General features: G+C 71.0%; 18 protein-coding genes. 9 read left to right on the top strand and 9 right to left on the bottom strand.

Annotated features, from left to right (window positions below; all coding sequences use genetic code 11):
• Positions 1-213: 213 nt before the first annotated feature.
• Both QA802_RS01000 and QA802_RS01005 read left to right on the top strand, forming a co-directional pair.
• A complete protein-coding gene (locus QA802_RS01000) occupies positions 214-1,050 on the top strand; it encodes a PIG-L family deacetylase (RefSeq protein ID WP_334517413.1) in 837 nt (278 codons plus the stop codon).
• Between the two features lie 551 nt (positions 1,051-1,601).
• Positions 1,602-3,107: an RICIN domain-containing protein gene (locus QA802_RS01005; RefSeq protein WP_334517415.1), complete on the top strand. Its 1,506-nt coding sequence runs from the start codon at positions 1,602-1,604 to the stop codon at positions 3,105-3,107.
• Between the two features lie 73 nt (positions 3,108-3,180).
• On the opposite strand, the gene QA802_RS01010 is transcribed toward QA802_RS01005, so the two are convergent.
• The 4 genes from QA802_RS01010 to QA802_RS01025 form a co-directional block, all read right to left on the bottom strand.
• A complete protein-coding gene (locus tag QA802_RS01010; protein WP_319168286.1) occupies positions 3,181-3,420 on the bottom strand; it encodes a DUF5302 domain-containing protein in 240 nt (79 codons plus the stop codon).
• A 282-nt stretch (positions 3,421-3,702) separates the two neighbouring features.
• Entirely contained in the window at positions 3,703-4,641 is a 939-nt protein-coding gene (locus QA802_RS01015; RefSeq protein ID WP_334517417.1) for a YhjD/YihY/BrkB family envelope integrity protein, read from the bottom strand.
• A 146-nt stretch (positions 4,642-4,787) separates the two neighbouring features.
• Positions 4,788-5,921 carry a sugar ABC transporter substrate-binding protein gene (locus QA802_RS01020; RefSeq protein ID WP_334517419.1) on the bottom strand — a complete coding sequence of 378 codons (1,134 nt, stop codon included), beginning with the start codon at positions 5,919-5,921 and terminating at the stop codon, positions 4,788-4,790.
• Positions 5,922-6,387: 466 nt separating this feature from the next.
• The gene (locus QA802_RS01025) at positions 6,388-6,855 is read right to left on the bottom strand and encodes a VOC family protein (protein ID WP_334517421.1); all 468 of its coding nucleotides are present in this window, start codon (positions 6,853-6,855) and stop codon (positions 6,388-6,390) included.
• A 173-nt stretch (positions 6,856-7,028) separates the two neighbouring features.
• Between QA802_RS01025 and QA802_RS01030 the strand changes: the two genes are divergently transcribed.
• The 5 genes from QA802_RS01030 to QA802_RS01050 all read left to right on the top strand — a co-directional run bounded on the left by QA802_RS01030 (position 7,029) and on the right by QA802_RS01050 (position 13,440).
• A complete protein-coding gene (locus QA802_RS01030) occupies positions 7,029-8,228 on the top strand; it encodes a serine hydrolase domain-containing protein (RefSeq protein WP_334517423.1) in 1,200 nt (399 codons plus the stop codon).
• A 181-nt stretch (positions 8,229-8,409) separates the two neighbouring features.
• Positions 8,410-8,757 carry a DUF1330 domain-containing protein gene (locus QA802_RS01035; RefSeq protein WP_334517425.1) on the top strand — a complete coding sequence of 116 codons (348 nt, stop codon included), beginning with the start codon at positions 8,410-8,412 and terminating at the stop codon, positions 8,755-8,757.
• Between the two features lie 432 nt (positions 8,758-9,189).
• Positions 9,190-10,500: a glucuronoarabinoxylan endo-1,4-beta-xylanase XynC gene (xynC, locus tag QA802_RS01040; protein WP_334517427.1), complete on the top strand. Its 1,311-nt coding sequence runs from the start codon at positions 9,190-9,192 to the stop codon at positions 10,498-10,500.
• Positions 10,501-10,679: 179 nt separating this feature from the next.
• Positions 10,680-12,608: an SMI1/KNR4 family protein gene (locus tag QA802_RS01045; protein WP_334517429.1), complete on the top strand. Its 1,929-nt coding sequence runs from the start codon at positions 10,680-10,682 to the stop codon at positions 12,606-12,608.
• A 268-nt stretch (positions 12,609-12,876) separates the two neighbouring features.
• On the top strand, positions 12,877-13,440 hold the full coding sequence (locus tag QA802_RS01050) for a snapalysin family zinc-dependent metalloprotease (RefSeq protein ID WP_334517431.1): 564 nt from the start codon (positions 12,877-12,879) through the stop codon (positions 13,438-13,440).
• Between the two features lie 256 nt (positions 13,441-13,696).
• Here QA802_RS01050 and QA802_RS01055 read toward each other — a convergent pair whose 3' ends face one another.
• From QA802_RS01055 to QA802_RS01065, 3 genes are read right to left on the bottom strand one after another with little or no spacing between them, the layout of a single operon-like run.
• Positions 13,697-15,712, bottom strand: a complete 2,016-nt coding sequence (locus tag QA802_RS01055; protein ID WP_334517433.1) for an FtsX-like permease family protein — start codon at positions 15,710-15,712, stop codon at positions 13,697-13,699.
• 19 nt (positions 15,713-15,731) lie between these two features.
• The gene (locus tag QA802_RS01060; RefSeq protein WP_334517435.1) at positions 15,732-16,451 is read right to left on the bottom strand and encodes an ABC transporter ATP-binding protein; all 720 of its coding nucleotides are present in this window, start codon (positions 16,449-16,451) and stop codon (positions 15,732-15,734) included.
• Positions 16,452-16,494: 43 nt separating this feature from the next.
• A complete protein-coding gene (locus QA802_RS01065; RefSeq protein ID WP_334517437.1) occupies positions 16,495-16,866 on the bottom strand; it encodes a DUF4333 domain-containing protein in 372 nt (123 codons plus the stop codon).
• Between the two features lie 471 nt (positions 16,867-17,337).
• Between QA802_RS01065 and QA802_RS01070 the strand changes: the two genes are divergently transcribed.
• Complete coding sequence (locus QA802_RS01070) at positions 17,338-20,133, top strand: hypothetical protein (RefSeq protein ID WP_334517439.1); 2,796 nt, start codon at positions 17,338-17,340, stop codon at positions 20,131-20,133.
• A 341-nt stretch (positions 20,134-20,474) separates the two neighbouring features.
• Here the strand turns inward: QA802_RS01070 and QA802_RS01075 are convergent, their stop codons facing one another.
• Complete coding sequence (locus QA802_RS01075; protein WP_334517441.1) at positions 20,475-20,969, bottom strand: hypothetical protein; 495 nt, start codon at positions 20,967-20,969, stop codon at positions 20,475-20,477.
• Positions 20,970-21,317: 348 nt separating this feature from the next.
• On the opposite strand from QA802_RS01075, the gene QA802_RS01080 reads away from it, so the two are divergent.
• On the top strand, positions 21,318-22,160 hold the full coding sequence (locus QA802_RS01080) for a hypothetical protein (RefSeq protein ID WP_334517443.1): 843 nt from the start codon (positions 21,318-21,320) through the stop codon (positions 22,158-22,160).
• A gap of 139 nt (positions 22,161-22,299) precedes the next feature.
• Here QA802_RS01080 and gad read toward each other — a convergent pair whose 3' ends face one another.
• A complete protein-coding gene (gad, locus tag QA802_RS01085; RefSeq protein WP_334517445.1) occupies positions 22,300-23,664 on the bottom strand; it encodes a glutamate decarboxylase in 1,365 nt (454 codons plus the stop codon).
• Between the last annotated feature and the right edge of the window lie 44 nt (positions 23,665-23,708).

Consider the following 23,708-nt stretch of genomic DNA (forward strand, 5'->3'; position numbering starts at 1 on the left):
GCGGTGGGCTTCGCGCCTGCGGGAATGGACGTGGTCCTCGGTCGGTTTGCCATGACGGCAACCAGCGCTGACGCACCTCCGCCCAGGTCACGGAGGGCTTTCGCGTCGAGTCGCGCTGGACTGCCTGCGACAGCGTGGTGAGTCTGCGGGGCGAGCGCTCATAGGCTCGTCGCAGACTTCGACCGAAGCCTTGTTCACTCAGGAGGATGCTTCATGACTGACCGGCCCTTGACGCTCATGGCCGTGCACGCCCACCCCGACGACGAGGCCACGGGAACCGGTGGTGTCCTGGCGCGGTACGCGGCGGAGGGGGTGCGCACGGTCCTCGTGACGTGTACCGACGGCGGTTGCGGCGACGGACCGGGAGGTGTCAAGCCGGGCGATCCGGGGCACGATCCGGCGGCCGTCGCCTTGATGCGGCGTGCCGAACTCGAGGCGAGCTGTGAGGTTTTGAAGATCAGTCATCTGGAGACGCTGGACTACGCCGACTCCGGGATGATGGGCTGGCCGACCAATGACGCCCCGGGCTCCTTCTGGCAGACGCCCGTGCAGGAGGGTGCCGCCCGGCTCGCGGAACTCCTGCAGCGCTACCAGCCCGATGTGGTCGTCACCTACGACGAGAACGGTTTCTACGGTCACCCCGACCACATCCAGGCCAACCGCATCACGATGGCGGCGCTGGAGCTGACCGAGCTGACACCGAAGGTGTACTGGACGACGGCGCCGCGCTCGATGATGGCGCGGTTCGGGGAGGTCATGCGCGAGTTCGGGGCGGTCGGCGAGCCGGAGCCGGATCCCGCCGAGACCGCCGCGATGGCCGAGATCGGGCTCCCCGACGAGGAGATCACCACCTGGGTGGACACCTCCGCGTTCGGCGGCCAGAAGTTCGACGCGCTGGCCGCCCACGCCAGCCAGGGCGAGAACATCTTCTTCCTCAGGATGGGCAAGGAGAAGTTCACCGAGTTGATGGGCGTCGAGACCTTCGTCCGCGTCCAGGACACCACCGGCGCGGCCGCGCCCGAGAACGACCTCTTCGCCGGACTGCGCTGATCCGACCGCACACCGGTCAGGTGCGGGCCGCGCCGGTCGGCCCGCACCTCGAGGCGGTCGGGGCCGCGAACAGCAGGGTGTGTTCCGCGGGTTGCGAGCGACCCCCTTGTCGAACAAAACCCACCAGTAACCCAACTGCGCCGCCCTGGTGCAGTGTTGTGCGCTTCGACCGCTCGGCGGTCGCCCGGTCCGCGTAGGCACTGCAGCTCACAGGGACAGGGAAGACCGCGTGAGCGACCGTCGGCCTGCGGGCGTCGCGCTCTCACCTGTCCGACTGGATCGGTCAAAAAGAAACATAATTCAACGCGCGCTTCTTGACAGGGCTTCAGGCAGCCGTTGTCATTGACCCGCCAGACGGCAGACGCATACGTCCTCCCGTCAGCCGGTCTCGGACCCGGCGCAGCCCTACCGGGCCTCAGCCGTACCAGGCCTCTCCCTGCCCAGGTAGCCCGTGCCCGGCTCCCCCTCCCCGCTTCGGCCACGCAAGCCGCACCGCGGTGCCGCGTCCGAACGGACACGAGTCCGGCACCTCGAAGAAGAGGTGAAGAAGCATGTCCCGAGGAACGTCTTCCGGCCACAGCCGTGGACGCAGGGCGCGACGCACCGCCGTCGCCCTCCTCCTGAGCCTGCTGGCGGCTGCCGCCGCACTCCTGATACCGGCCTCGGCCGCCCAGGCCGCCACCACCGTGACCTTCACGACCGGCGCGTCCCGGACGGACACCAGCGGCAACACCCTGCAGCTGCACGGCATGGGCATCATCAAGGTCGGTGACACGTGGTACGGCTTCGGTGAGAACAAGGCGGGCCAGACGTCGTCCAACACGTCCTTCCAGGCCATCTCGTGCTACAGCTCGACCGACCTGGCGAACTGGACGTACCGGGGCGACGCGCTGTCCCGGCAGGCCGCGGGTGACCTCGGCCCGTCCCGGGTGGTCGAGCGGCCGAAGGTGATCTACAACGCCACCACCCAGAAGTACGTGATGTACGTGCACATCGACAGCCTCACCTACTCCGAGGCCAAGGTCGGCGTCGCCACCAGCAGCACTCCCTGCGGCCCCTACGACTACCGGGGCAGCTCCCGCCCGCTCGGCCAACTGAGCCGTGACATCGGCCTGTTCCAGGACACCGACGGCACCGCCTACCTGATGTCGGAGGACCGCAACAACGGCCTGCGCATCGACCTGCTCTCCAGCGACTACCTCACCCCGGTGAGCACGGTCGCCGTCCTGGGCAGCGGCGGCGGCGCCAACAGCTTCGAGTCACCCGCCATGATCAAGGCCAACGGTGTCTACTACCTGCTGGCCTCGCACCTGACGGGGTGGAGCCTCAACGACAACGTCTACTCCACCGCCACCTCCATCGGCGGCGCATGGTCTGCGATGCGGAACTTCGCCGCCCCGGGCACCAAGACGTACGGCAGTCAGACCGCCAACATCATCACGGTGGCCGGCGCCTCCGGTACGACGTACATCTACGCCGGTGACCGCTGGAACGCCTCCGACCTCGGCGCGTCGCAGCTCATCTGGCTGCCCCTGACCATCAGCGGTACGACGGTGAACCTCGGCCAGTACCCGACCTGGTCGCTGGACGTGCAGGCGGGCACCTGGACGCCGGGCAGCGGCGTACCGACAGCGGCGGACCACACCCTGAAGAACTCGGGCAGCTCCCTGGTGCTCGACGTCACCGGCGCCTCCACCGCCTCCAACGCCAACGTCGTCCAGGCGACCGGCACCGGCGGGGCGAGTCAGCGGTGGACGGTCACCAAGGTCTCCGCGAACATCTACACGCTGAAGAACGTCAACAGCGGGCTGTGCCTGGACGTCCCCAGCAAGTCGACCGCCGAGAATCGCCAGCTCATCCAGTGGACGTGCAACGGCGGCACCAACCAGCAGTTCTTCTTCGACCTGGTCGGCAGTTACACCGGCAGCGTCTACATGCTGGTGGCCGTGCACAGCGGACTGAACCTCGGGGTCCTGAACAACGCGACGACGACCGGGGCGGCGGTCGTCCAGCTGACGGGCACGGGTGCGGCGAGCCAGAAGTGGACCGTCGGCTGACGCCCTCGCGGTGAGGGGGAACCGGACGGCAACCTCGCCGGCCGGTTCCCCACTGTTTTTCCACTGTCAGAACTCAGCCGCTCTTGCGACGGAACGAGCGCTGACTGGCGGCCGGACCGTGCGTGCCGTGCACCTTCGACGTGTCGGTGTTCGCAGCGACATCGGCGGCGTCCGCCTGCATCCCTCGTTTGCGTGCCAGGGCTTCTCGGAACTTGCGCTTCAAGTCGTCCTGGCCGTCATGTTCGGGCGCGGGAGCACCCTCGTCGCCGTCGACCGGCTCCGCGCTTTCGGACGATGAAGACTCTCCAGCCATGGTGACCTCCTGGGACCGGGCAGTGGAGAGCACAGCTTGTCATGCCGAGCGCGCCGCTCGGTGCCGCGCCCACGGCATCGTCCGTCACCGTCCTGGCTCGAAGCGAGTCAGACCACGGTGCGGGGCCGGCTCGTCGGTCGCGGCGAAAGCGGCGGCCTGCGCGCTGTCGCTCTGGGCCCGCGCCTCCTGCCACCGCTTCTCCCACTCCTGCGGGTCGCCTCCGCGGCTCTCGCGACCGGTACGACCGCCGCCACCGCGACCGGCGCCGGACGGTGGCCCCGCTCACCGGTCCGTCGCGCCGCGCTTCGCACGCCGCCGGACGACGTCCTCGCGCACCGTGCGCCAACGTGACCGCGTCTGCTCCAGGACGTCCTCCCACTGCCGGCGAACCTCGTGCTCCGAGGGGTGCCGACCCTGGCGGATGCGCGCGAGTTCCTCGCTCACCTCACGTCCCAGCACCGCCGAGGCGACGATGACGAACATGGCGGCGAACAGGGCCGAGAGCATGGCGAAGACGGCGCCGACCACGCCGTAGCGGCCGGTGTAGGAGTTGAACAGACGCGGCAGGTAGAGGGCCGCCGCCCAGGAATACACGCTGACCAGCACCGCCCCGGTGATCCCGAACGGGATCAGCTCGACGCCCCGGACCCGTTTCGCCGACAGGATCCAACCGCTCCACACCAGGAACACCGCGCTCACCGCCGCCTCGCACACGGCGGCCGGCAGGCCGCCCGCCCATCCGCCGAGCACCGCGGAGATCCATCCGGCGGCCAAGGCGTAGCCGCCGAGAGAGAAGATCCACCACAGGCCGTTGCGTGAATTGCGCACGCTGAGCGGCGAGAGCCCCCAGGTCTGCTCCACCAGCCGCTGCGCCGCGCGCGCGAAGCTCAGCACCGACACCATGAGGAACAGCACGCCGAGCACGCCGACAGCGGCGCTCGCCTCCTGCACGGGCGAGAACAGGTACGTCACGGCCTCCGCTCCGGCCCCGTCCAGGTCGTACCGCTGGATGATCCACTGCGCCGCGTCGACGTGGACCATGCCGCCCAACACCGCCCCGGCCAGGACCGTGAGCGGGATCAGCGCGGTGAACGCGCTCGACGCCAGCGCCATCGAACGGTCGAACCCGATGACTGCCTGGAACCGCCCGACGACGCGCAGCAGGAAGGCAGGCCGCAGAAAGAAGGTCAGCGTCCTCAACAGACGCTCACGACGGAGCACTGTCCTCGTGCCCTCCTTCCCGACGGCCCTTCCCACACCGCGTGAGCGTAACCGCCGGTGTCTCCTCGTCCGGGGACGCCGCACGGACCACTCGCCCAAGCGGTGGGACGCCCGGCCGCGGGTGGGCGAGAGCGCGTGCGTGGCCGCTACTTCAGGCCGATCGCGGCGCAGTCCGCCTTGTACTCGGCGGTGCAGATGTCGTTGACGGTGTAAACGCCGTCCCGGACGACGGTGTCCTCGATGTTGTCCTTCGTGACGGCGACCACCGGCACCAGGCTCGCCGGAATCCCCTCCTGGGTCGGGCTGTCGACCTTTTCGCGGGTCAGCGCGTCGAACTCCAGTGAACGCCCCTGCACTTTGGCCACCGCCAACTTCGCGGCCTGCACCGCCTCCAGCAGGAACGGCTTGTACACGGTCATGTACTGCTCGCCCGAGACGATCCGTTGTACGGCGGCCAGGTCCGCGTCCTGCCCGGTCACCGGCGGGAGACGGGTGGCGCCCGCGTCTTTCATGGCGTCGATGACGGCCCCTGCCATGCCGTCGTTCGCCGAGTACACGGCGGCGATGCCGTTCAGTCCGACGGCTCGGATCGCCTTCTTCATGTTGGCCTTCGCCACGCTGGGCAGCCAACGGGAGGTGGAGTAGGTCTCCGCGATGACGACGTTGCCCTTGAGCTCGCTCATCGCGCCCTCCTCGAACAGGGCGGTGTTGGGGTCTTCCGGCGAGCCGTTCATCATGATGATCTTGCTGGTGGCGGCCTTCTCGCCGAGCGCCTCCCGGAGCGAGCGGCCCTGTACCTCGCCGACGAGTTCGTTGTCGTGCGAGACGTAGGCGTCGATCGGCCCCTGGGCGAGCCGGTCATAGGCGATGACGGGGATGCCGGCCTCCTTGGCCTTCTCGATGCCGCTCTTGATGCCCCGGGCGTCCACCGCGTCCACGAGGATCACGTCGACCTTGGCGGCGATCATGTCCTCGAGTTGCTTCATCTGTACGGCCGGGTCCGCCCCGGCGTTGGCGTACTTCACCTTGCCCTTGCCGTCGGTGAGGTCGGCGACGTCCCTCTTGATGAGCGGGTAGTCGAACTTCTCGAAGCGGCTGGTCTCGGTGTCGGGCAGGAGGAGACCGACCGTGATGTCGTTGTTCCTGGACGGGGTCTTCGCGTTGTCGCCGACGGAGTCGACGAGGCTGCAGGCGGCCAGGGAGAACGAGGAGACGCAGGCGACGACGGCTATGGCGAGGCGTCGTGCGGGAGCGGAGGTGCGGGTGGAGCGGGTGGTCACGGCGTGCGCCTTCCGGGGCGGTGGGGCGGGGAGCGGTCCCCGTGCGGGCACGCGCCGGCCAGGCCCGAAGAGGCGCACCGGCGTGTGGGGGTGGCCGGCGCTTTACGGACCTGGGGCGACGGTTCGGGAACTCTAGCCGCCCGGCCGCCCAGCAGTGTGACGTTGAGGGCCTGCTCGACGGCCATGAACGTGACCTTCACCAACTGGTCACCGAACCCGAACACCGTCGCCGACATCACCACACACCCGGACGTCTTGAGACGTCGTGACGACGTCGGCGGAGGTCATGGTCGAGGTGCGTCGCGGACGACGCCGACGTCCCGCCGCGCCGGACCGGACCAGGGCGACGGACGTCGAACGTCCTGGCTAGTTCCCTGTCCCGGCGGCGTCGGACGGCGGGCGCGGTCCGCCGAAGCCGTGTTCCGAGAGGTCGAACCAGTTTCCCTCCGGGTCCGTGGCCCGCTACTCAGCGAAGGGACGGTCGCTGAAAGCGTTCGGCCGGCTTCGGAGTACCGGCCGCGACCAGGGCGTCCGAGGTGGACGAGGTGTCCTCGACCTGGAAACCGAAGTGGTTCATGTCGACCGGGGTCTCACCGTCCAGCCTGTGCTTGATCAGGGCGAGCGTCAGGTAGCCGCCGGAGACGAAGCAACTGCCGTCCGGGTCCCGGTGGAAGAGCTCCATCGCGAAGACGGAGGTGTAGAACCCGGCCAGTGCGCCCGGGTCGCGGGCCACGATGGCAAGGTGCCGGAGCTTCGGCCGGGCGGTGGGCCGGTCCACGGTGGAATCCGACACGGCGGGGGCACGGTCCGCAGGTCGGGGCGCGGGAACCATGTTGTGAAACGCCCGGATCAGCCACCGGCCGTCCGCGGTGCGTTCCACGACGGCCAACGCGTGCGTGCTGGTGAGGGACTCGCCGTGGGAGTGGAACGGCACCACATCCGTGGCGACAGCGGTGGGCCCTGCGGATCGACGCCCCGGCGGAACGGGCGCCCCCGGCGCGGCCGTGGGCGGTCCGCTGGGCTGTTTGCAGCAACAGGAATCGGCAACGGCTTCGACGGCCGGTGAGGCTTGAGCTGCCATGCCGTCGCCCACCGTCAGGAGCCTCGATGTCACCACGCCCCGCACGGCTTGCCCGTACCGTCCGGCGATCACGTCCGGGGACCGTGATCGTCATCGCGGCCACCGTTCTCGCGGTGCTGGCGCCGGTCACCGCGGGCGCCGCCGCCGGCACCGCCGGTCCGGTGAACGACCGCACGCTCCAGCGTCAGATCGAGCGGTTCGTGAGTGAGCCGGGCGGTCCTCCCGCAGTCATCGCGGTGCTGCGCGACGGCAAGCAGACCCGCGTGTTCCGGGCCGGCGTCGCCGACCTCGCGACGGGCCGCCCGCCGCGCGTCGACGACCACATGCGGATCGCGAGCACGGCCAAGGCCTTCAGTGGAGCGGTGGCACTGTCCCTCGTCGACCGTGGCGCACTGCGTCTGGACGACACCTTGCGGGGGCGCCTCCCGCAGCTCCCGGACGCCTGGGGCCGGGTGACGCTGCGGCAGCTGCTGCAGCACACCAGCGGTCTGCCGGACTACTCCCAGTCCCCCGGCTTCATGGCGGAGCTGGCGGCCGATCCGCGCCACCGCTTCGACTCCCGCCACCTGCTCGACTACGTGTCCGGCGAGCCCTTGCTGTTCGCCCCGGGCAGCCGGTACGCGTACTCCAACTCCGACAACATCGCCGTGGCCCTGATGGCGGAAGCGGTCACCGGCACCCCGTACGAAGAGCTGCTGCGGCGACTGGTCTACCGGCCGCTGAAGCTGCGCGAGACGAGTCTCCCGCAGGGCTATCGCATGCCCAAGCCGTACCTGCACGGGTACGACGTGAGCGACCCCGTTTCTCCGGAGGACGTCAGCGAGCTGGTCAGCGCCTCGGGTGCATGGGCGTCCGGGGGCATCGTCTCCACTCCGCTGGACATGACCCGGTTCATCCGCGGCTACGCCTCGGGCGCGCTCTACGGCAAACACGTCGTGCGAGAGCAGCGCCGCTGGATCACGGGTTCGTCCGTGCCTGCCGGACCGGGACGCAACGCCGCGGGTCTGGCCATCTTCCGATACACAACGCGGTGCGGCGTCGTGCTCGGCCACACCGGGAACTTCCCCGGCTACACACAACTGGTGGCCGCCACCCCTGACGGCCGGCGCTCCCTGACGTTCTCGCTCACCAGCCAGATCAACGCGGTCGCCGATCCCGTGCGGCTCGAGAGGCTGCGTGCCGTCCAGGAGAACTTTGTCTGCGCGCTGCTGCGCGACGGACGCTGAGCACGCTCGGGCCTTCCTCCGAGGACGCGACCACCGGACCCGGCCGGCGGCGTGGGGCGTGGGCACGTGGTCGCGGCGGCCTGGCCCGCCCGGCGCACTTACCCGGGAGGTCATCGACCGCGGCACGTCGCGGTGTCAGGATCGGCGGCACAAAGGACACCACGAGCCCGAAGGACCGCGCATGTCTGCCTACGCGATCGCACACCTGCAAGAGGCTGCTCCCCATGCGGAGATCGCCGAGTACATCGAGCGCATCACGGACACCTTCGCACCGTACGGGGGCCGCTTCCTGGTGCACGGCGCACAGCACGAGGTGAAGGAGGGCAGCTGGCCCGGACACGTCGTGGTGATCGGCTTCCCCTCGCTCGCCCAGGCACAGGCGTGGTGGGGTTCCGCCGCGTATCAGGAGATCGCTCCGCTGCGTTCGCGGCACATCGAGGGCGACATCATCCTGGTCCCGGGCGTCGCCGACGGATACGACGCGACGACCACCGCGCGGGCGGTGCGGGAGACGCTGTCCGCTCGATAGCCCGCGTGCCGAGGGCCCGGTCCCGGTGAGGGTGTCGAGGGGTCTTCACGAGCGGGAGCCGTAGGCGCACCGGCCGGCAGCGGAACCTCGTCATGAGGCGAGCGCGGCACCGGGCTTCTCTCGGTCGCGCGACAACGCTTCCCCAAGGCTTGACGTTGCAAGGGGGTGCACCTACGGTCCTCTACACCGCGACGCGATCGGTCGACAGCCCGAAACATTCGCCGGGAAGGGGGCACTTCCACACCCGTCGCGGCCCCGGCTCCGCCCGGGGTCCGGCCGACGCCGCAGGGGCTCCACTCGGACGGCCGGTGCTGATCATCATACGGACGGCGAAATTTTCGGCACCGTGCCACCGAAGTCGTGCCGAGAGGCGGAGCAACGTCATCGAAACGGGGACGAGAAGGCACTCAGCGCCGAGTCCAGGAGGAACCCATGGCGTCACACCACCGCGCATCCGGCGGCACCGGGTCCGAATTACCCAGCCGCCGCGCCGTTCTGGCGACGATGAGCGCCCTGCCCGTCCTCGTGGCCGCGACGCCTGCTGCCGGGGCGTCCCGCACACCGTCCGCGGCGGCGGCCTCGGTGACCGTCGACCCGTCGGCCACGCGGCAGACGATCCGGGGATTCGGCGGCATGAACCACCCGCTCTGGATCGGCGACCTGACATCGGCCCAGCGGGACACGGCCTTCGGCAACGGCGAGGGCCAACTGGGGTTCTCCGTGCTGAGGATCCCCGTATCCGAGGACCGGGCGAACTGGAGCCGCGAAGTCGCAACGGCCAAGCGCGCCACCGAACTCGGGGCGATCGTCTTCGCTTCGCCGTGGAATCCGCCCGCCCACATGGTCGAGACCTTCGTCCGGGGCCAGCAGACCGACGCGAAACGGCTCCGGTACTCCATGTACGGCGCCTACGCCCAACACCTGAACGACTTCGTCGCGTTCATGAAGAGCAACGGGGTGAACCTGTACGCCATTTCCGTGCAGAACGAGCCCGACTACGCCCATGACTGGACGTGGTGGACCCCGAGTGAGATGACCAGGTTCCTGCGGGAGAACGCCGGGTCCATCAGCACCAAGGTCATCGCCCCGGAGTCCTTCCAGTACGTGAAGGCGTTCTCCGACCCGATCCTCAACGACGCCGCGGCACTCGCCAACCTGGACATTCTCGGGGCGCACCTCTACGGCACGTCGTTCCAGAATTTCCCCTACCCCCTCTTCAAGCAGAAGGGCGGGGGCAAGGAACTCTGGATGACCGAGGTCTACTACCCCAACAGCAGCGATTCGGCCGATCTGTGGCCCCAGGCTCTCGACGTCGCAGAACACGTCCACCGCGCGATGGTGGACGCCGAGTTCCAGGCGTACGTGTGGTGGTACATCCGGCGCGGCTACGGGCCCATGCGGGAGGACGGGCGGATCAGCAAGCGCGGCGCCGGCATGGCGCACTTCTCCAAGTTCGTCCGCCCCGGGCACGTACGGATCGCCGTGACCCCCAGTCCCCAGTCGAACGTCTACGTCTCGGCGTACAAAGGCAGCGGCTCACGGGTGGTCCTCGTCGCCGTCAACAAGGGCACCTCGCAAGTGAGTCAGCAGTTCACCCTGCGGAACAACACCTCGTCCGGCGTGTCGTCCTGGGTGACCGACGCGAGCAGGAACCTCGCGTCCCAGGGCGGAATCACCGTGGCGAACGGCGCCTTCACCGTCCGGCTCCCGGCTCAGAGCGTGACGACCTTGGTCACCGGCTAGCGCAGACCACGCGCCGTATCCGACGCGCGGGGGTGCGGGTGCCGGTGCGGGTGCCGGTACCCGCTCGCCGGGCCGGGCCGGGCCGGGTGCCGGCAGCGGCGAGGCGCATCCCGTGGCCCGGTAGCGGTGCAGCGAACCGGTCCGCCCGTGTTGTCAGTGGCGGGTGGCACCATCGGGGCATGAGTGGTGAGTCTTTCGACTGGCACGACTTCCTTGGGCGTTGGCAGGAAGAGTGGGTCCCGGACGAGGAAGAGGACGACGCCGAGGACAGCGGGCCCGGCGTTTCCCTGGGCAGGCCCGGGGCGGACGAGGCGGCGATCGCCGCGGCCGAGGAGCGGCTGGGGCAGCGGCTGCCGCCCTCGTACCGGGCGTTCCTGACGGCGAGCGACGGGTGGCGCGTGGACCAGACGGCCGGTGTCTACGTGCTCGGCTGCGTCGCGGACATCGGCTGGTTCCAGGATCCGCACGGCCTGACCCCGCTGTACGAGCAGGAACTGGGCGACGACCCGCGCGAGGAGGAGGTTTTGCTGGCCGGGATGTGGCAACGGGCGCTGCGGCTGGAGACGGACTCGGACATGTCCAGCGCCCTGCTCGACCCGGGCGACAGCGACCAGGACGGAGAGTGGGCGCTCTACGTCCACAAAGGGTGGAGCGGTGAACTGCCCGAGCGCTACCCGTCGTTTCGTGCGTACATGGAGGCCATGTATCGCGGCTTCCACGGTAGCCGGGCGGGCAGGCCCGACTTCGTGAACGCGACCACGCGCGCCCAGGACGCCCGCGTGGAGGAGGCCCGCCTGCTCGCCCTGCGCGGACGCTACGAAGAGGCCCTGCCCCTGCTCGAGGAGGCGCAGTCCTTCGGACGGCCGCACAGCCGCATCCTGCTGCAGCAGCTCCAGCACCTGATGACACCCGGCGTCGCGCCGGATTACGGGCTCCTCGCGGCCGACCCGCGTTGTCTTTCGGAGATCCTGCCGGTGGAGGCCATGGCGCCGGCACGCGGCGAGTGGCGCCTCGGCGGGGACGACCACTGGCTCGGGATGATGACCGCCCGCGGAGTGGACCGCAAGACCGCCGAGGCCGTGCTGAGCGCGATGCGGGACGGTGTCTACCGCTACGCGCCGCCCGGCCCGTGGGGGAGGGCGGTCGCCGAGGCTTGGGAGGAGGCCCGTTGGGGCGCGACCGACGCGGCGTGGCGGGTGCTGCGGGACGCGCTTGCGCTGTGGGAGGCGCCGGGGCCCGCGTTGATTGCCCCGATCGGGCTGCTCGCCGACCCGTTCCTCGGCCCGCTGATCACCCCCGAGCGTGGACGGGAAATCCTCGCCACACCACGGGCCGGGGAGGCGGGCCCCGCCCATGACACGCCGTCCGATCCGGTGCCCGACCTCGACCCGCCGGGCCTCACCTGGCTGAGGAAACCCGCGGTCCACGGGCAGCCGCTCGACGGATACCGCTGTGTCTGGGTCGAGGGCGCCGACCCCGCCGCGCTGCCCGCCCTGATCGGGCAGGAGGGCGCCGAACTGGACGTCCCCACCACTGCGCGCGAGTTGGCCTGGCGGGCGTTCAGGCCTCGCGAGCGGGACGGCGTGGAGCAGGCGGAAGCTTGGGAGGACCGTGCGGTGGTCGCCGCGGGGCGCACCGCGCAGGGGTGGGCTTTCGCTTTCGACGGCCATTCCGGTCGCCCTCTGAACGAACGGTTCACGTCGCCCGCTGCGGCCGCCTCCGCGTCGGGCCGGGCGGTGGTGGTGTGGCGCGAGCCGAGGGGCTCGTCTCCGGGGAATCGCCCGGCCGCGTTCCACCTCTCGGTCGCCGAGCGGGGCCAGGAGCTCTACGCGTTCACCGTGCGCGGTACGGAGATCCGGCGGTCCGGCGAGATACCCGAGCGCCTGGACCCCGCACGGCTGTTCCGCCCGGAGGTGAGTGAACCCGACAGCGAGCTGCGCGCGCTGGCGGCCCTGCACCTCGAACTCGGGCTGTCGCTGCCCCGCTTCGCGCTGACACGCGGCAGGCTCCGCACCTTCACCACCCGGTCCTGGACCCGCGCCCCTCGCGCGGGCGAGCGATACGTCCACCTCAGTTTCGTGCGGCACCGGCACCAGCACCGGCCCTGAGGTCGGGCGGGGCACACGCCTTCGGCGCAGGACACGGGGGGCCGGCGACCGCGCGGAGCGGCACGAGGAACGGCACGAGGAACGGCAAGAGGAACGGCACGCAGAGCGAATTGTCGGCCGATACCTCGGAAGGAACCGCAGTCGCGGCAGATCACGGTGCTCGAGTGCGCCTCGCGTCGACGGATTCGTCCGGCCTCCGGCTGGGCAGTGGACTCGTGAATGTCATGAGCACGACTATCCTTCCCCTTCCCCCACGAGGAGGTCGATCATGCACGTGCGTACGCTCACCGGCGGCCTGGCCGCTGCCTGCCTGACGTCTCTGGCCCTGGCAGGCGGTCACGCCTCGGCGGCACCCCACGTTGCGAGCACCCCGGCAGCCGCCGCCCGTGTACTGACCTACGACGCCGGCGGCTCCGCGGAGTTCCGCAGCGCCGTCGACCGCGGCGCGGCGATCTGGAACGAGAGCGTCCACGCCGTGGAGCTCCGGCCCGCTGCCGCCGGGCAACGGGCGAACATCCGCGTCCTCGCGGACAACGGCTGGCCGCGTGCCCTGCCCACCACCCTGGGCAGCGGCACGGTGTACATCGGGCGTCAGGCCGTGGACCAGGGCTACGACACGGTCCGCATCTCCGCGCACGAACTCGGGCACATCCTGGGTCTGCCGGATCGCAAGCCTGGTCCGTGCTCGAGTCTGATGTCCGGTTCCAGCGCGGGCACCTCGTGCACGAACCGGTACCCGAACTCCGCGGAGAAGGCCGAGGTCGAGGGGAACTTCGGGGGCGCTTTCATCGGCCGGGCTCCCGCGGCGAGCGGCGAGGTGATCGTGGACTGACGAACCTGACGTAACCTCACGTACCACGTCTCAGACGCCCGGCGGCGACTCGGGACAGGGTGAACGCCTACGATCCGCGCGGCGCCGATGCCTCGTGGACGACAGGCAGGGCCTGTCCCGGGCGAGCGGCGCCCGCAGAGGCGTTGCGACCGCCTGTCGCAGTCCCCGTGCTTCGGGCTGCGACAGGCGGTCGGCGCCGCCGCCGGGAGTGACGTGGCCAAGGCGGTTCGGTCCGGGGCGGAGCGTCGGATCGGCGTCAGTCCGCCGTCTGCACCGGACCCTCCGTCACCTTCCGCAGCAGCGGCCTGCTGCCGGCGATCGCCGCGAGCATGACCAGCGCCCCGACGGCCAGACAGATCACCAGTTGCACGGCCCCGGAGACGTTCATCGTGGTGCCCGCCACCTTGTTGACCTGCGTGGCGCCGAAGGCGCCCATCGCGGTGGTGCCGCCGGCCAGCACGACCAACGGGATGACGGTCTCGCGTATCCGGGCCCGTTCCAGCACCTTCAGCGGGGTGCCGGACAGCCGCAGCAGGCCGTACACCCTGCGTCGGTCCAGGACGTTCGCCGCGGCCGTCAGCCCCGCGGAGGCGGCGGCGACGAGGAAGCTCAGCACCAGGGTCGCGGTGCTGACGGTGGCGACGCGGGCGATGATGACGTCGTCCGTCGCAGAAACGTACTCCTGCGTGACCGGGTACCTGCCCGACCCGAGCGGTGTCAGCGCGGTGACGGCCGTGTCCACGCCCGCCCGGCCGCCGGAGACCTGGGCGATCACACCGTCCACACCGCCGAGGAGACTGTCGAAGGCGTCCTCGCCGGTCACGGTGACGGTCGCCGTGACGCCCGCCCTGTTCAGAAGCGTACGGGCCTCGGTGGCGGCGTGCCGGGCGTCGGCGGCGTTCGCGGTGATCACCGCGACCTGCCCCTGGTAACTCGCGCCGTCGATGCTGAGCGTGCTGATCGAGAAGAACCCGGCCACGAACCCCGCGAGGACCAGGCCGCTGACGGTGCGCCAGGCCCCCCGCGGGTCGTCGCTGAGCCGACGCGCGGCGAGCAGCGTGGCCGGACGTCTGGCACGGCGGCCCACGACCCGGCCCAGCCGGTCCACGACCCAGGGGCCGAACAACCAGAACGCGCCGTAGAAGAGCACCAGCAGGGCGATCAGCTGCCGGGTCCTGAGCTGGCCGCTGTCACCGGTGGTCATCCAGATGTAGGCGAGCACGGAGACGAACAGCACCAGGCGGATCGCGCGGGTGCGACGCGGATTCGCCTGCTGGGCGACGCCCAGAGGGGAGGTCGCCACCTGGCGGAGCGTCGTCAGCGCGCTCAAGGTGATCAGCGCGGTGACGGCCGACACCACCGCCGCCAGCCAGGGCGGCCCCACCCACAGCCGGCCGGTGTACCAGGCGCCGACGCCGTACGGCAGCTCGGCGAGCGCGGGCAGCAGTGCCGTGAAGGCGAGCGCTCCCGCCAGGGCGCCGGCCGCGCCGACGACCGCCGCCTCGACTGCGGTCATGGCGAGAATCTGCCGCGGGGTCGCCCCGGCCAGCCGCAGCGCGGCGAGCCGCAGTTCACGCCGGGCCGCGCCGAGCCGTCCGGCGGCCGAGGCCAGCACGACGACCGGCGTGATCAGCAGCACCACGCCCAGCAGGACGGTTCCCTGGTCGCCGCCGGTGAACAGGCTCGCCCGGGTGCCGGTGAAACCGGAGATCAGCGCGCGTTCGGTCATTCCGTCGTCGTAGTAGTTCTGCTCGCCGGCGGTCGCGGCGACGGCCGGGTCGGTGGGCGCCCGTCCGACCACCGCGACCAGTTCGTCGGGCGCGGCGAGACCGGCGGCGCCGATCGTGCCGTAGGACCTCACCTTCGGGAAGCGGTCGGCGAGTCGGCCGGCGGGCAGCTCGTGCAGCAGTGCCGCCAGAGCGGGTGAGACATACACTTCGCCCGGCTTCGGGAAGGCGGTCAGGCCGGGGGGCGCGGGGGTCCGCCCACGGTCGGCCAGCTGAGCCAGGCTCACCACCGTGACGGGTTCGCGGCGGGCATACGTGACGGTCGTGACCTGCACGGCGGTCGCCCGCTGCGCCGGTACCGCGACGGGAGCGCGCCACGTGGTGTGGTCTGCGCGAGCACCGGCGCCGAGTGCGGCGGCGACCATCAGCAGCAGGAGGAACGAGCCGACGGCGGCGGCGCCGGCCGCGAGCAGCTGCGACTGGAGGCCGCGGCGGCCGGAGGATCTGGCGAGGTGCCAGGTCAGGGGCAGGACGGGGGAACGCACGGGAGTCACTCCTGCGGAATCAGGCGACGGTGTATTGGGTGTGGCCGCTGATACGGCCGTCGCGGACCTGGAGGATCCGCCCGCAGTGGGCGGCGACGTCCGCGTCGTGGGTGACCATGACCAGGGCGGCGCCCGTCTCCCGGGTCGCGAAGGTCAGCAGCTGGACCACCTCCGTGCTGGTGCGCTGGTCCAGGGCGCCGGTCGGCTCGTCGGCGAAGACCACGTCCGGCTCGACGGCCAGGGCGCGGGCGATGGCGACCCGCTGCGCCTGCCCTCCGGAGAGCTGACCGGGGCGGCGGTGCTCCAGCCCGTCGAGGCCCAGCGGAGTGAACCAGCGGCGGGCGCGGGCGACGGCCTCGCGGCGCGGCATGCCCTCCAGCATCAGCGGCAGGGCGACGTTCTCCTCGGCGGGCAGCTCGGGCAGCAGCTGGCCGGACTGGAAAACGAATCCGAAGCGCTTGCGGCGCAGCGCGCTGAGCCTGTTCTCGCCGAGGTCGTCGATGCGCCGCAGGCCTTGGGCCGGGGACCCGTCCGCGCTCCGCTCGTCGCGCAGCAGCACCTCCCCTTCGTCGGGGCGGATGATGCCGGCGAGGGTGTGGAGGAGCGTCGACTTGCCGGACCCGGACGGGCCCATGATCGCCAGTGAGTCGCGTTCGCGGATCTCGACGTCCACGCCGGCCAGGGCGGTGGTGGAGCCGTACTTCTTCACGAGGCCGTGTCCGGCCAATACCGTGCTCATGGTCTCTCCGTCTCTGCGTCTCTGCTTCTCTCCGTCTCTGCGCTCAGCGCTCGAACGCCCAGGTGACGCTCTTGGCGCCGGCCTTGGTCACCCGCACGGGGATCCGGACCGTCTTGCCGTCGCTCTTCTTGCCCGTGCAGGTGAGGGTGGCTCCGGCGACGGCCTTCAGCCCGGTCGGGCAGGTCACGCCGGAGACCTTGTCGCCGACCCAGGGCAGCGGGTGGTACTTGCTCTCGGTGCGGCCGGCGACGATGTTCGCCGCGAGGGCGCGGTGGCCGTCCACCGACACGGTGGTTCGGGCGTCCAGGCCCGTGGTCGACTCCGTGCCGGAGAGCAGATGCGTGCCGATTCCGCCGAGCGCGACGACGGCGGTCGCGCCCCCGACTGCGCCGACGAGGAACTTGTTGCGCTGCATCGTGTACTCCTGATGTCCGTGGTGAGGATGCGGCTCCAGCCTCGCCCGGGCCGGCGGGCGCACGCCTCGGCCGAACGGCCGGGATCGAGGTCCGGATGCACCGGTGCCCTCGACCGTTCGGCCGATCCCGCTGCGGGAGCTCCCGGTCGGCAATGCCTCGGGGGCGGCGCGGGCCGGCAGCAAGGTCGTGCGGAGGAAGCGCAGGATCGGTGGATCCGACCGGCGGTCGAGTCGTCCGGTCGCCCTACCCGTGACATCAGATCCTCGAACGACCGCCACCTGCACCGATGTTGACACCCGCACGCGTCAACACCCCTTTGCCGTCGGCGACTTGTTGCGCAAACCAGGTGGATCTTGTGCGAATGCTGTGCGGTGAGGTGACAGGGCGTTCGAATGTGATGCCTTTGGTGTGCTGGGGGAGTCCGGGGGCCCGTGGGGTTCTCGGAGCCAGTGACCATGAGAGGACAACAAGTGAACCGTGTCTCGCGCGTGATGGCCGCTGTGACAGCGGCCTTCGCGCTGGCGATGGCGTCGCCGGGGCCGGCGCAGGCCGCGCCGGAACCGGAGCCCGGGCGGTCGTCCGCCGCCGGGACTCCAGCGCTTCCCGAGGGCTGGCGGACCACCGGGTCCGGGGAGTCGCAGGAGCTGGTGTGGCGCTCGCCCCGGAAGGTGCCGGTGGGCGATGCCCAGGTGGAGTTCCGCAGCGGAGAACGCCTGTTGGGCACCCCGAGACCCGCCGCCGACGGGCGCACCTTCCGGCTTCCGCTCGACGGGGTGCGTCTCGGCAGGCCGGGCGACCTGCGGGTCGAGGCCGCGGGGCGCCCTCTGGACGCGGCCGGAGTGAACGCCGCCGTGCGTGAGCGGCGCGGACTCGACAGCTCGCCCGGGCCGTCGCGCCTGCCGCGGGCGGCGACCGTGAACCAGGTCGACCCCGGCGTGGCCGGCTCGTTCCGCACGACCAGCGGTGAGTACTCCCTGCCGTCGGTCCGGCTGCCCGGTTACGACACCGAGGCGGAGATGAAGGCCGTGGTGGTGGCGCCGGAGGGCGCCACGGGCAGCCGCCCGCTGGCGCTGTTCCTCCACGGTCGCCACGCCACCTGCTTCAAGGACTCCGACACGACCCTCGAGTGGCCGTGCCCGGTCGGCCACGAGCCGATACCGAGCTATCGCGGCTACCTGCACGACCAGCAACTCCTCGCCTCCCAGGGCTATGTGACGGTCTCGGTCTCGGCCAACTCCGTCAACGCCCAGGACTGGCAGGCCGCCGACGCGGGCGCGCAGGCCCGCTCCTCGCTGATACGGCTGCACCTGGCTCACTGGGCGGACTGGGCCGCCGACCCGTCCACGGCCCCCGAGGTCGTACGACGGGCGCCCCGCGCCGATCTGGACCGTGTGCTGCTGGTGGGTCACTCCCGTGGCGGCGAAGGCGCCGACCGGGCCGCGATGGACAGCCTCACCCCGCCGCCCGCCGACCAGGACGGCTACCACGGCCGAACCCGCTGGACGATACGCGGAACAGTCCTCATAGGCCCCACCATCTTCGGCCAGAACCCGCAGCCCGACGTGCCGTCCGTGACGATCCTGCCGGGCTGCGACGGAGACGTCGTCGACCTGCAGGGCGAGTACTACGTCGACGGCACCCGCGGGGTCAGCCGCGGCAAGGCCCTGCACAGCGCGGTCTACATGACCGGCGCGAACCACAACTACTTCAACAGCGAGTGGACCCCCGGCCAGGCCGCGGCACCGGCCGAGGACGACTTCCTCTACGGCGGCGACGCGTACGACCCCCTGTGCTCGCCGGACACCGCCACCCGCCTCACGGCCGAGCAGCAGCAGACGGCGGGCTCGACGTACATAGCCGCCGCGGCGCGGCTGTTCGTCGCCGGTGACGACCGGGTCCGCCCGCTGCTCGACGGGTCCCCGGCGCGTGCCGCCTCCGCCGGCCCCGCCCGTGTCCTCACCCACGCCGTCGGCGCCGCCCGCTCGGGGGCGTTCCTGCCCGTCTCCTCCGCCACGGTCGGCGGCGGCCGGCTGTGCGCCCAGGTGGACCCGGTCCCGGACGTCTCCTGCCTGGATCCCGACCTCAAGACCGCTTCCCCGCACTTCGCCCAGTGGCGGAGGGTGACCCCCGGCAAGGAGCCGGACCGGTACGCGCTCGCCATGAACTGGAGTCGCCCCGGCGCCCCCACCGAGCTCAGCCCCGCCCGCCCGGTCTCCCTGTCCGGCGCGAAAGCGCTGAGCCTGCGCGTGATCGTCCCGCCGAACAGCACCGGCACCGAGCTGGACGTCGCCCTCACCGACGTCTCCGGCAAGCGGGCGGACCTCGGCCGGGTCGGCGTCGACGGCCTGCCGGGCACCTCCCGCACCTCCTCCTACTGGGCGCGTGAGGTCCGCGTCCCCCTGTCCGCCGCGACCCGGGAGGGCATCGACCTCGGCCAGGTCAGGACGCTGCACCTCACCCCGCGTACCGAATCCGGGACGGCATGGCTGGTGGACGCCTACGGCTGGCGCCCCGGCACCCCCGCCGTCGAGCCCGCCGAGCTGGCGCGCGTCGACGTCGGACACCTGAGCGTCAAGGAGGGCGACTCCGGCACACGCACCTACCAGGTGCCGGTCCGGGTGTCCGGATCGGGCAGCGGCGAGGTCCGGCTGTTCGTCGACGAGCCCGGCAGCGACTTCCCCGTCGCGCGCACGGTGCGGGTCCGGGCGGGCACCCAGGTCGACATCCCGGTGACCGTCGAGGGCAACACCCGCTTCGGCGCCGACGCGGACCACCGGGTGGCCGTCAAGACCGTACGCGGCACGGTGGTCGGCTCCTTCCTGGGCGGGGTCACCGCGCAGAACGACGACCCCCAGCCCACGGTGACCGTGACGCCGGTCGCCGACCAGGTCGTCGAGGGGCAGCCGCTGGTCTGGCGGATCAGTCTCTCGGCGGCCGCCGACGTCGTCCAGTGGACGGACCTGCAGCTGCTGGCCGTCTCCCACGGTGCCGAACTGTCCACCGTGGACGTCCCCGCGACGTGGCTCGCCGCAGCGTTCGAGGCCTCGCCGGATCCCGAGCGGCCACTGTCCGCACTGCCGGACGGCGCGCTGCTCATGTCGGAGGTGCCCGCGGGAAGCCTGAGCATCGACGTGTCCGTGCCCACCGTCGCCGATGAGGCGGGCGAGGGCACGGAGTCGCTACGGCTGCGTCTTTGGACCTACGACCCCGCGGGTGCGCCGGTCGAGGGCCCGGAGTTCACCGGCACGGTGCGTGACGCCTCCTAGCCAGGCGCCCGTACCGCGACGGGACTCCTGAGGTGCCGTCGGCCCTCCCGCTTCCGGCGGGGGCCGACGGCACCTCGTCAAGGGGGACAAGGTCGCGGTCACCGTCCCACGGGTGGAGACCTCGGCATCGGCTGCGACCTGTCGTGCAGACCGGCGGGCTCCCGAACCGGTGCCGCCCACGGAGCCGAGTCGCAAGATCTCGTCGCGTCGCCCCTCCCCCGGCCGCCCAGCTGCAAGGTTGTCCTGCCCCCGTGGCGGGGCAACCTTGCAGCTGGGCGATACCCCCGAAGAGACCGGCGGCGCGTGCTGCGCGCCGACGGACAGGGCGCGCTCACGGCCGGTCAGGGGCAGGACGCCGTTCCCTGGTCGAGGACGTGTGCATCGGCGTTGTCCCCGACCTTCACCCACAGCGCCGACGTACCCCGTCGGTCGTAGGTGCGGGTGAAGTCGGGCTGCCCGGTGCGGACGAACTTGACCTTGTAGCACCAGCCGGCGTCCACGCGGAACGCGTCCCAGTCCTCGTTGTACGGCGTGTGGCCGCCCCGGGCCGTGAGGTTCTGGCTCTTCTGGCGTGCCCCGTCGGGGGCGCATTTCGGTTCTGTGGCCGTCGAGTCGCCCGTGCTGTCGCCGCCTCGGCACCAGTTGAAGTAGGCGGTGACTCCGTAGGCGCTGTCGTTCACGGTCGTCGAGCACAAGCCGAGCGTGCAGCCCGTGCCGGCCTGGGCGTTCGGCGCCACGCCCATGACGGCGGTGCCGCCGAGCGCGGCGACGACGACGACCGAGCGGACCCGCCCGGTACCGAACCGCCTGGCGAGCCCTTTCATGTGCATGTTCACACACCCTCCTTGTCCGGCGGCGACCACCCGGGGCCCGCGACCGTCCGTGTTCCGTGACGTCCACGCTGACCCATCGACCTTGCGAAAACCTTGCGGCACCGTCCGGACTCCGTCTCGGGCCGCCGGCGACAGCCGGCACGAAGGCGAGCGCACACCCGCGTCAGTGCGCCCCGGCGGGACGGCGCCGATCGCTCGGGGCGTCGCCTGCGAGGCGTTGCCGAAGATCTCACCGCACCCGGATCGCGTCCCACGCCATGACGCCCGCGCGGGCGTCACCGGAGTTCACTCGGGCCGGCCCGACGGCGTTTCAGTCGTCCTCGGTCCTGCCGGCCGTTCTAGGCTCGGCCCGTGGGGCAACCTGAGCAGCGCGCCGATGGCGCGGGACCGTTCACCACCCGGCTCACCTGGCGCCTGCCCGACGGTGGCACCGCCGTCTGGGAGTCCCGGCTCGCGCGGCGGCGTGGGGTGCTCGCCGTCCGTCCTCCCCACGCCGCAACCACTCGTCACATCCGAGCGGACGCTGTCTCCCGCACTCGTCTGCGTCGGCTGGGCGACATCGCCGCGATCGCGTTCGTCATCGGGGGCGCCCTCTTCACGGCCGGCGCGGCCGTCGCCCAGTTCGGCGCCGCCGACGCCACCGAGTGCGCCTCGGTCTATTTCACGGGCGGCCTCTTCTTCACCACCGGCGGGTACGCATCGCTGCTCCAGGCGATCAACGCGCCCCGCCACGTCCCTGGCGGCGAAGGACAGTTGGTCACATGCCCCTGGCGATGGTGGAGCTACGAGCCGACACGGGTGGACTGGCTGAGCACCTTCGTCCTCTTCGCGGGCACACTCGTCTTCGCCGTCGATCTGCTGGACTCCTTCCTCCAGGGACTGACCGCCCGGCAGGCCAACCGGCTGATCTGGGCGCCCGACGTGATCGGCTGCGTCCTCTTCCTGCTCTCCGGCCACCTGGCCTTCGCCGAAATCTGCCACGGGCGGTTCGGCGTCCGGCCGCACGACCTCGGCTGGTGGATCGTCGCCGTCAACCAGCTGGGGTCCGTCCTGTTCATGGTCTCGGCGCTCGCCGCCTACACCCGCCCGGCCACCGGCAGCCTCGTCAACGCCGACATCGCCAACTGGGGCACTCTCATCGGCGCCCTGTGCTTCTCCTTCGCGGGCGTCCTCCAACTCGGCGAACACTCATAGTGCTCCCGCCGCGCCCGGCGTCCTCGGGAGATCCGTCGAACGGGGCCTTCGCCGAGACCGCGCCCGCTGCCGGCGGGTCGCCCCCCTCAGCGGCCGCTGGTCGAGGTCGGGCGGGGCGACACCGCTTCGCCGCGTGTCGTCAGTAGCCGGTGCCGCGCTTGACCTGGTTGCGCTCGATGCCGTGGGTCGCGCCCTTGTCGTCCAAGGTGCGGCACGCGTCGGCGATGTCCTGGCTCAGGCGGTCGACCTGCTCGCGGCTCAGCGTCTCCTTGACCAGGGCGCGCAGGATCTTCACCCGCTCCGCGCCGGGCGGAAGCGTGTACGCCGGCACCATCCATCCGCGTTCGGCCGAGAGCTGCCAGGCGATGTCGGACTCGTCGTAGGAGTGCCGGCCGACGAGACGGAAGGCGACGAGCGGCAGTTGCTCGAGGTCGCTCCCGATCACCTCGAATCGGCCGCTGCCGCGCAGGTTGTCCGCCAGCGCCCGGGCGTTGTCCTGCATCATCCGCATGACGTAGGTGTAGCCCTGGCGCCCCAGCCGCACGAAGTTGTAGTACTGCGCGAGCACCATCGAGGCGCCGGTCGAGAAGTTCAGTGTGAACGTCGCGTCGGTCTTGCCCAGGTAGTTCTCGTAGAACACCAGGTCCTCGGCAAGGTCGGACTCCTCGCGGAAGACGAGCCATCCGATGCCGGGGTAGACCAGGCCGTACTTGTGGCCGGACACGTTGATCGAACGGACCTGCTCGAGCCGGAAGTCCCATGCCGAGTCCGGGTAGAGGAAAGGCCACACGAACGCCCCGCTGGCGCCGTCGACATGGATCGGGATGTCGAGGTCGCGCTTGGCGCGGACGTCCCTCAGGAGTGTGTCGATCCCGACGACGTCGTCCTTGTGGCCGGTGAACGTGGTGCCGAGGACGGCGACGACGCCGATCGTGTTCTCGTCGATGCGGGGCTCCACGTCCTGCGGGCCGATCGTGTACTTGCCCTCGGCGAGCGGCACGATCCGCGGCTCGACGTCGAAATAGCGGCAGAACTTCTCCCACACGACGTGGACGTCGCCGCCGAAGACGAGATTGGGCCGGTCGGTCGACAGACCGGCGGCCTGGCGGCGCCGACGCCACTTCCACTTCAGCGACAGCGCGCCGAGCATGATCGCCTCGGACGACCCTTGCGTCCGACAGCCCGTGGTCCTGCCCGGCGCGTGGAAGAGATCGGCGAGCATGCGCACGCAACGCCGCTCGATCTCGGCGGAGATGGGGTACTCCGCGTGGTCGATGAAGTTGCGGTGCAGGTTCTCGGCGATCAGCCGCTGCGCCTCCGGCTCCATCCACGTGGTGACGAACGTGGCGAGGTTGCGTTGCGGGTCGCCCTCCATGGCGAGATCCACGTCCACGAGCCGCATCGCGTCGGTCGCCGCCATGCCCTTCTCGGGGAAGGTCTCCGAGGGGGCGGGAACCGTGAGGAACCGGTTACCGAAAAGAGTCGCGTCATCACTGATGGTCATGGGGCGATTCAAACAGCGCAGGACCCCGCCGTGGGCGAGGGACA

The organism is Streptomyces sp. B21-105, assembly GCF_036898465.1.
In the GTDB taxonomy this organism is placed as follows: domain Bacteria; phylum Actinomycetota; class Actinomycetes; order Streptomycetales; family Streptomycetaceae; genus Streptomyces.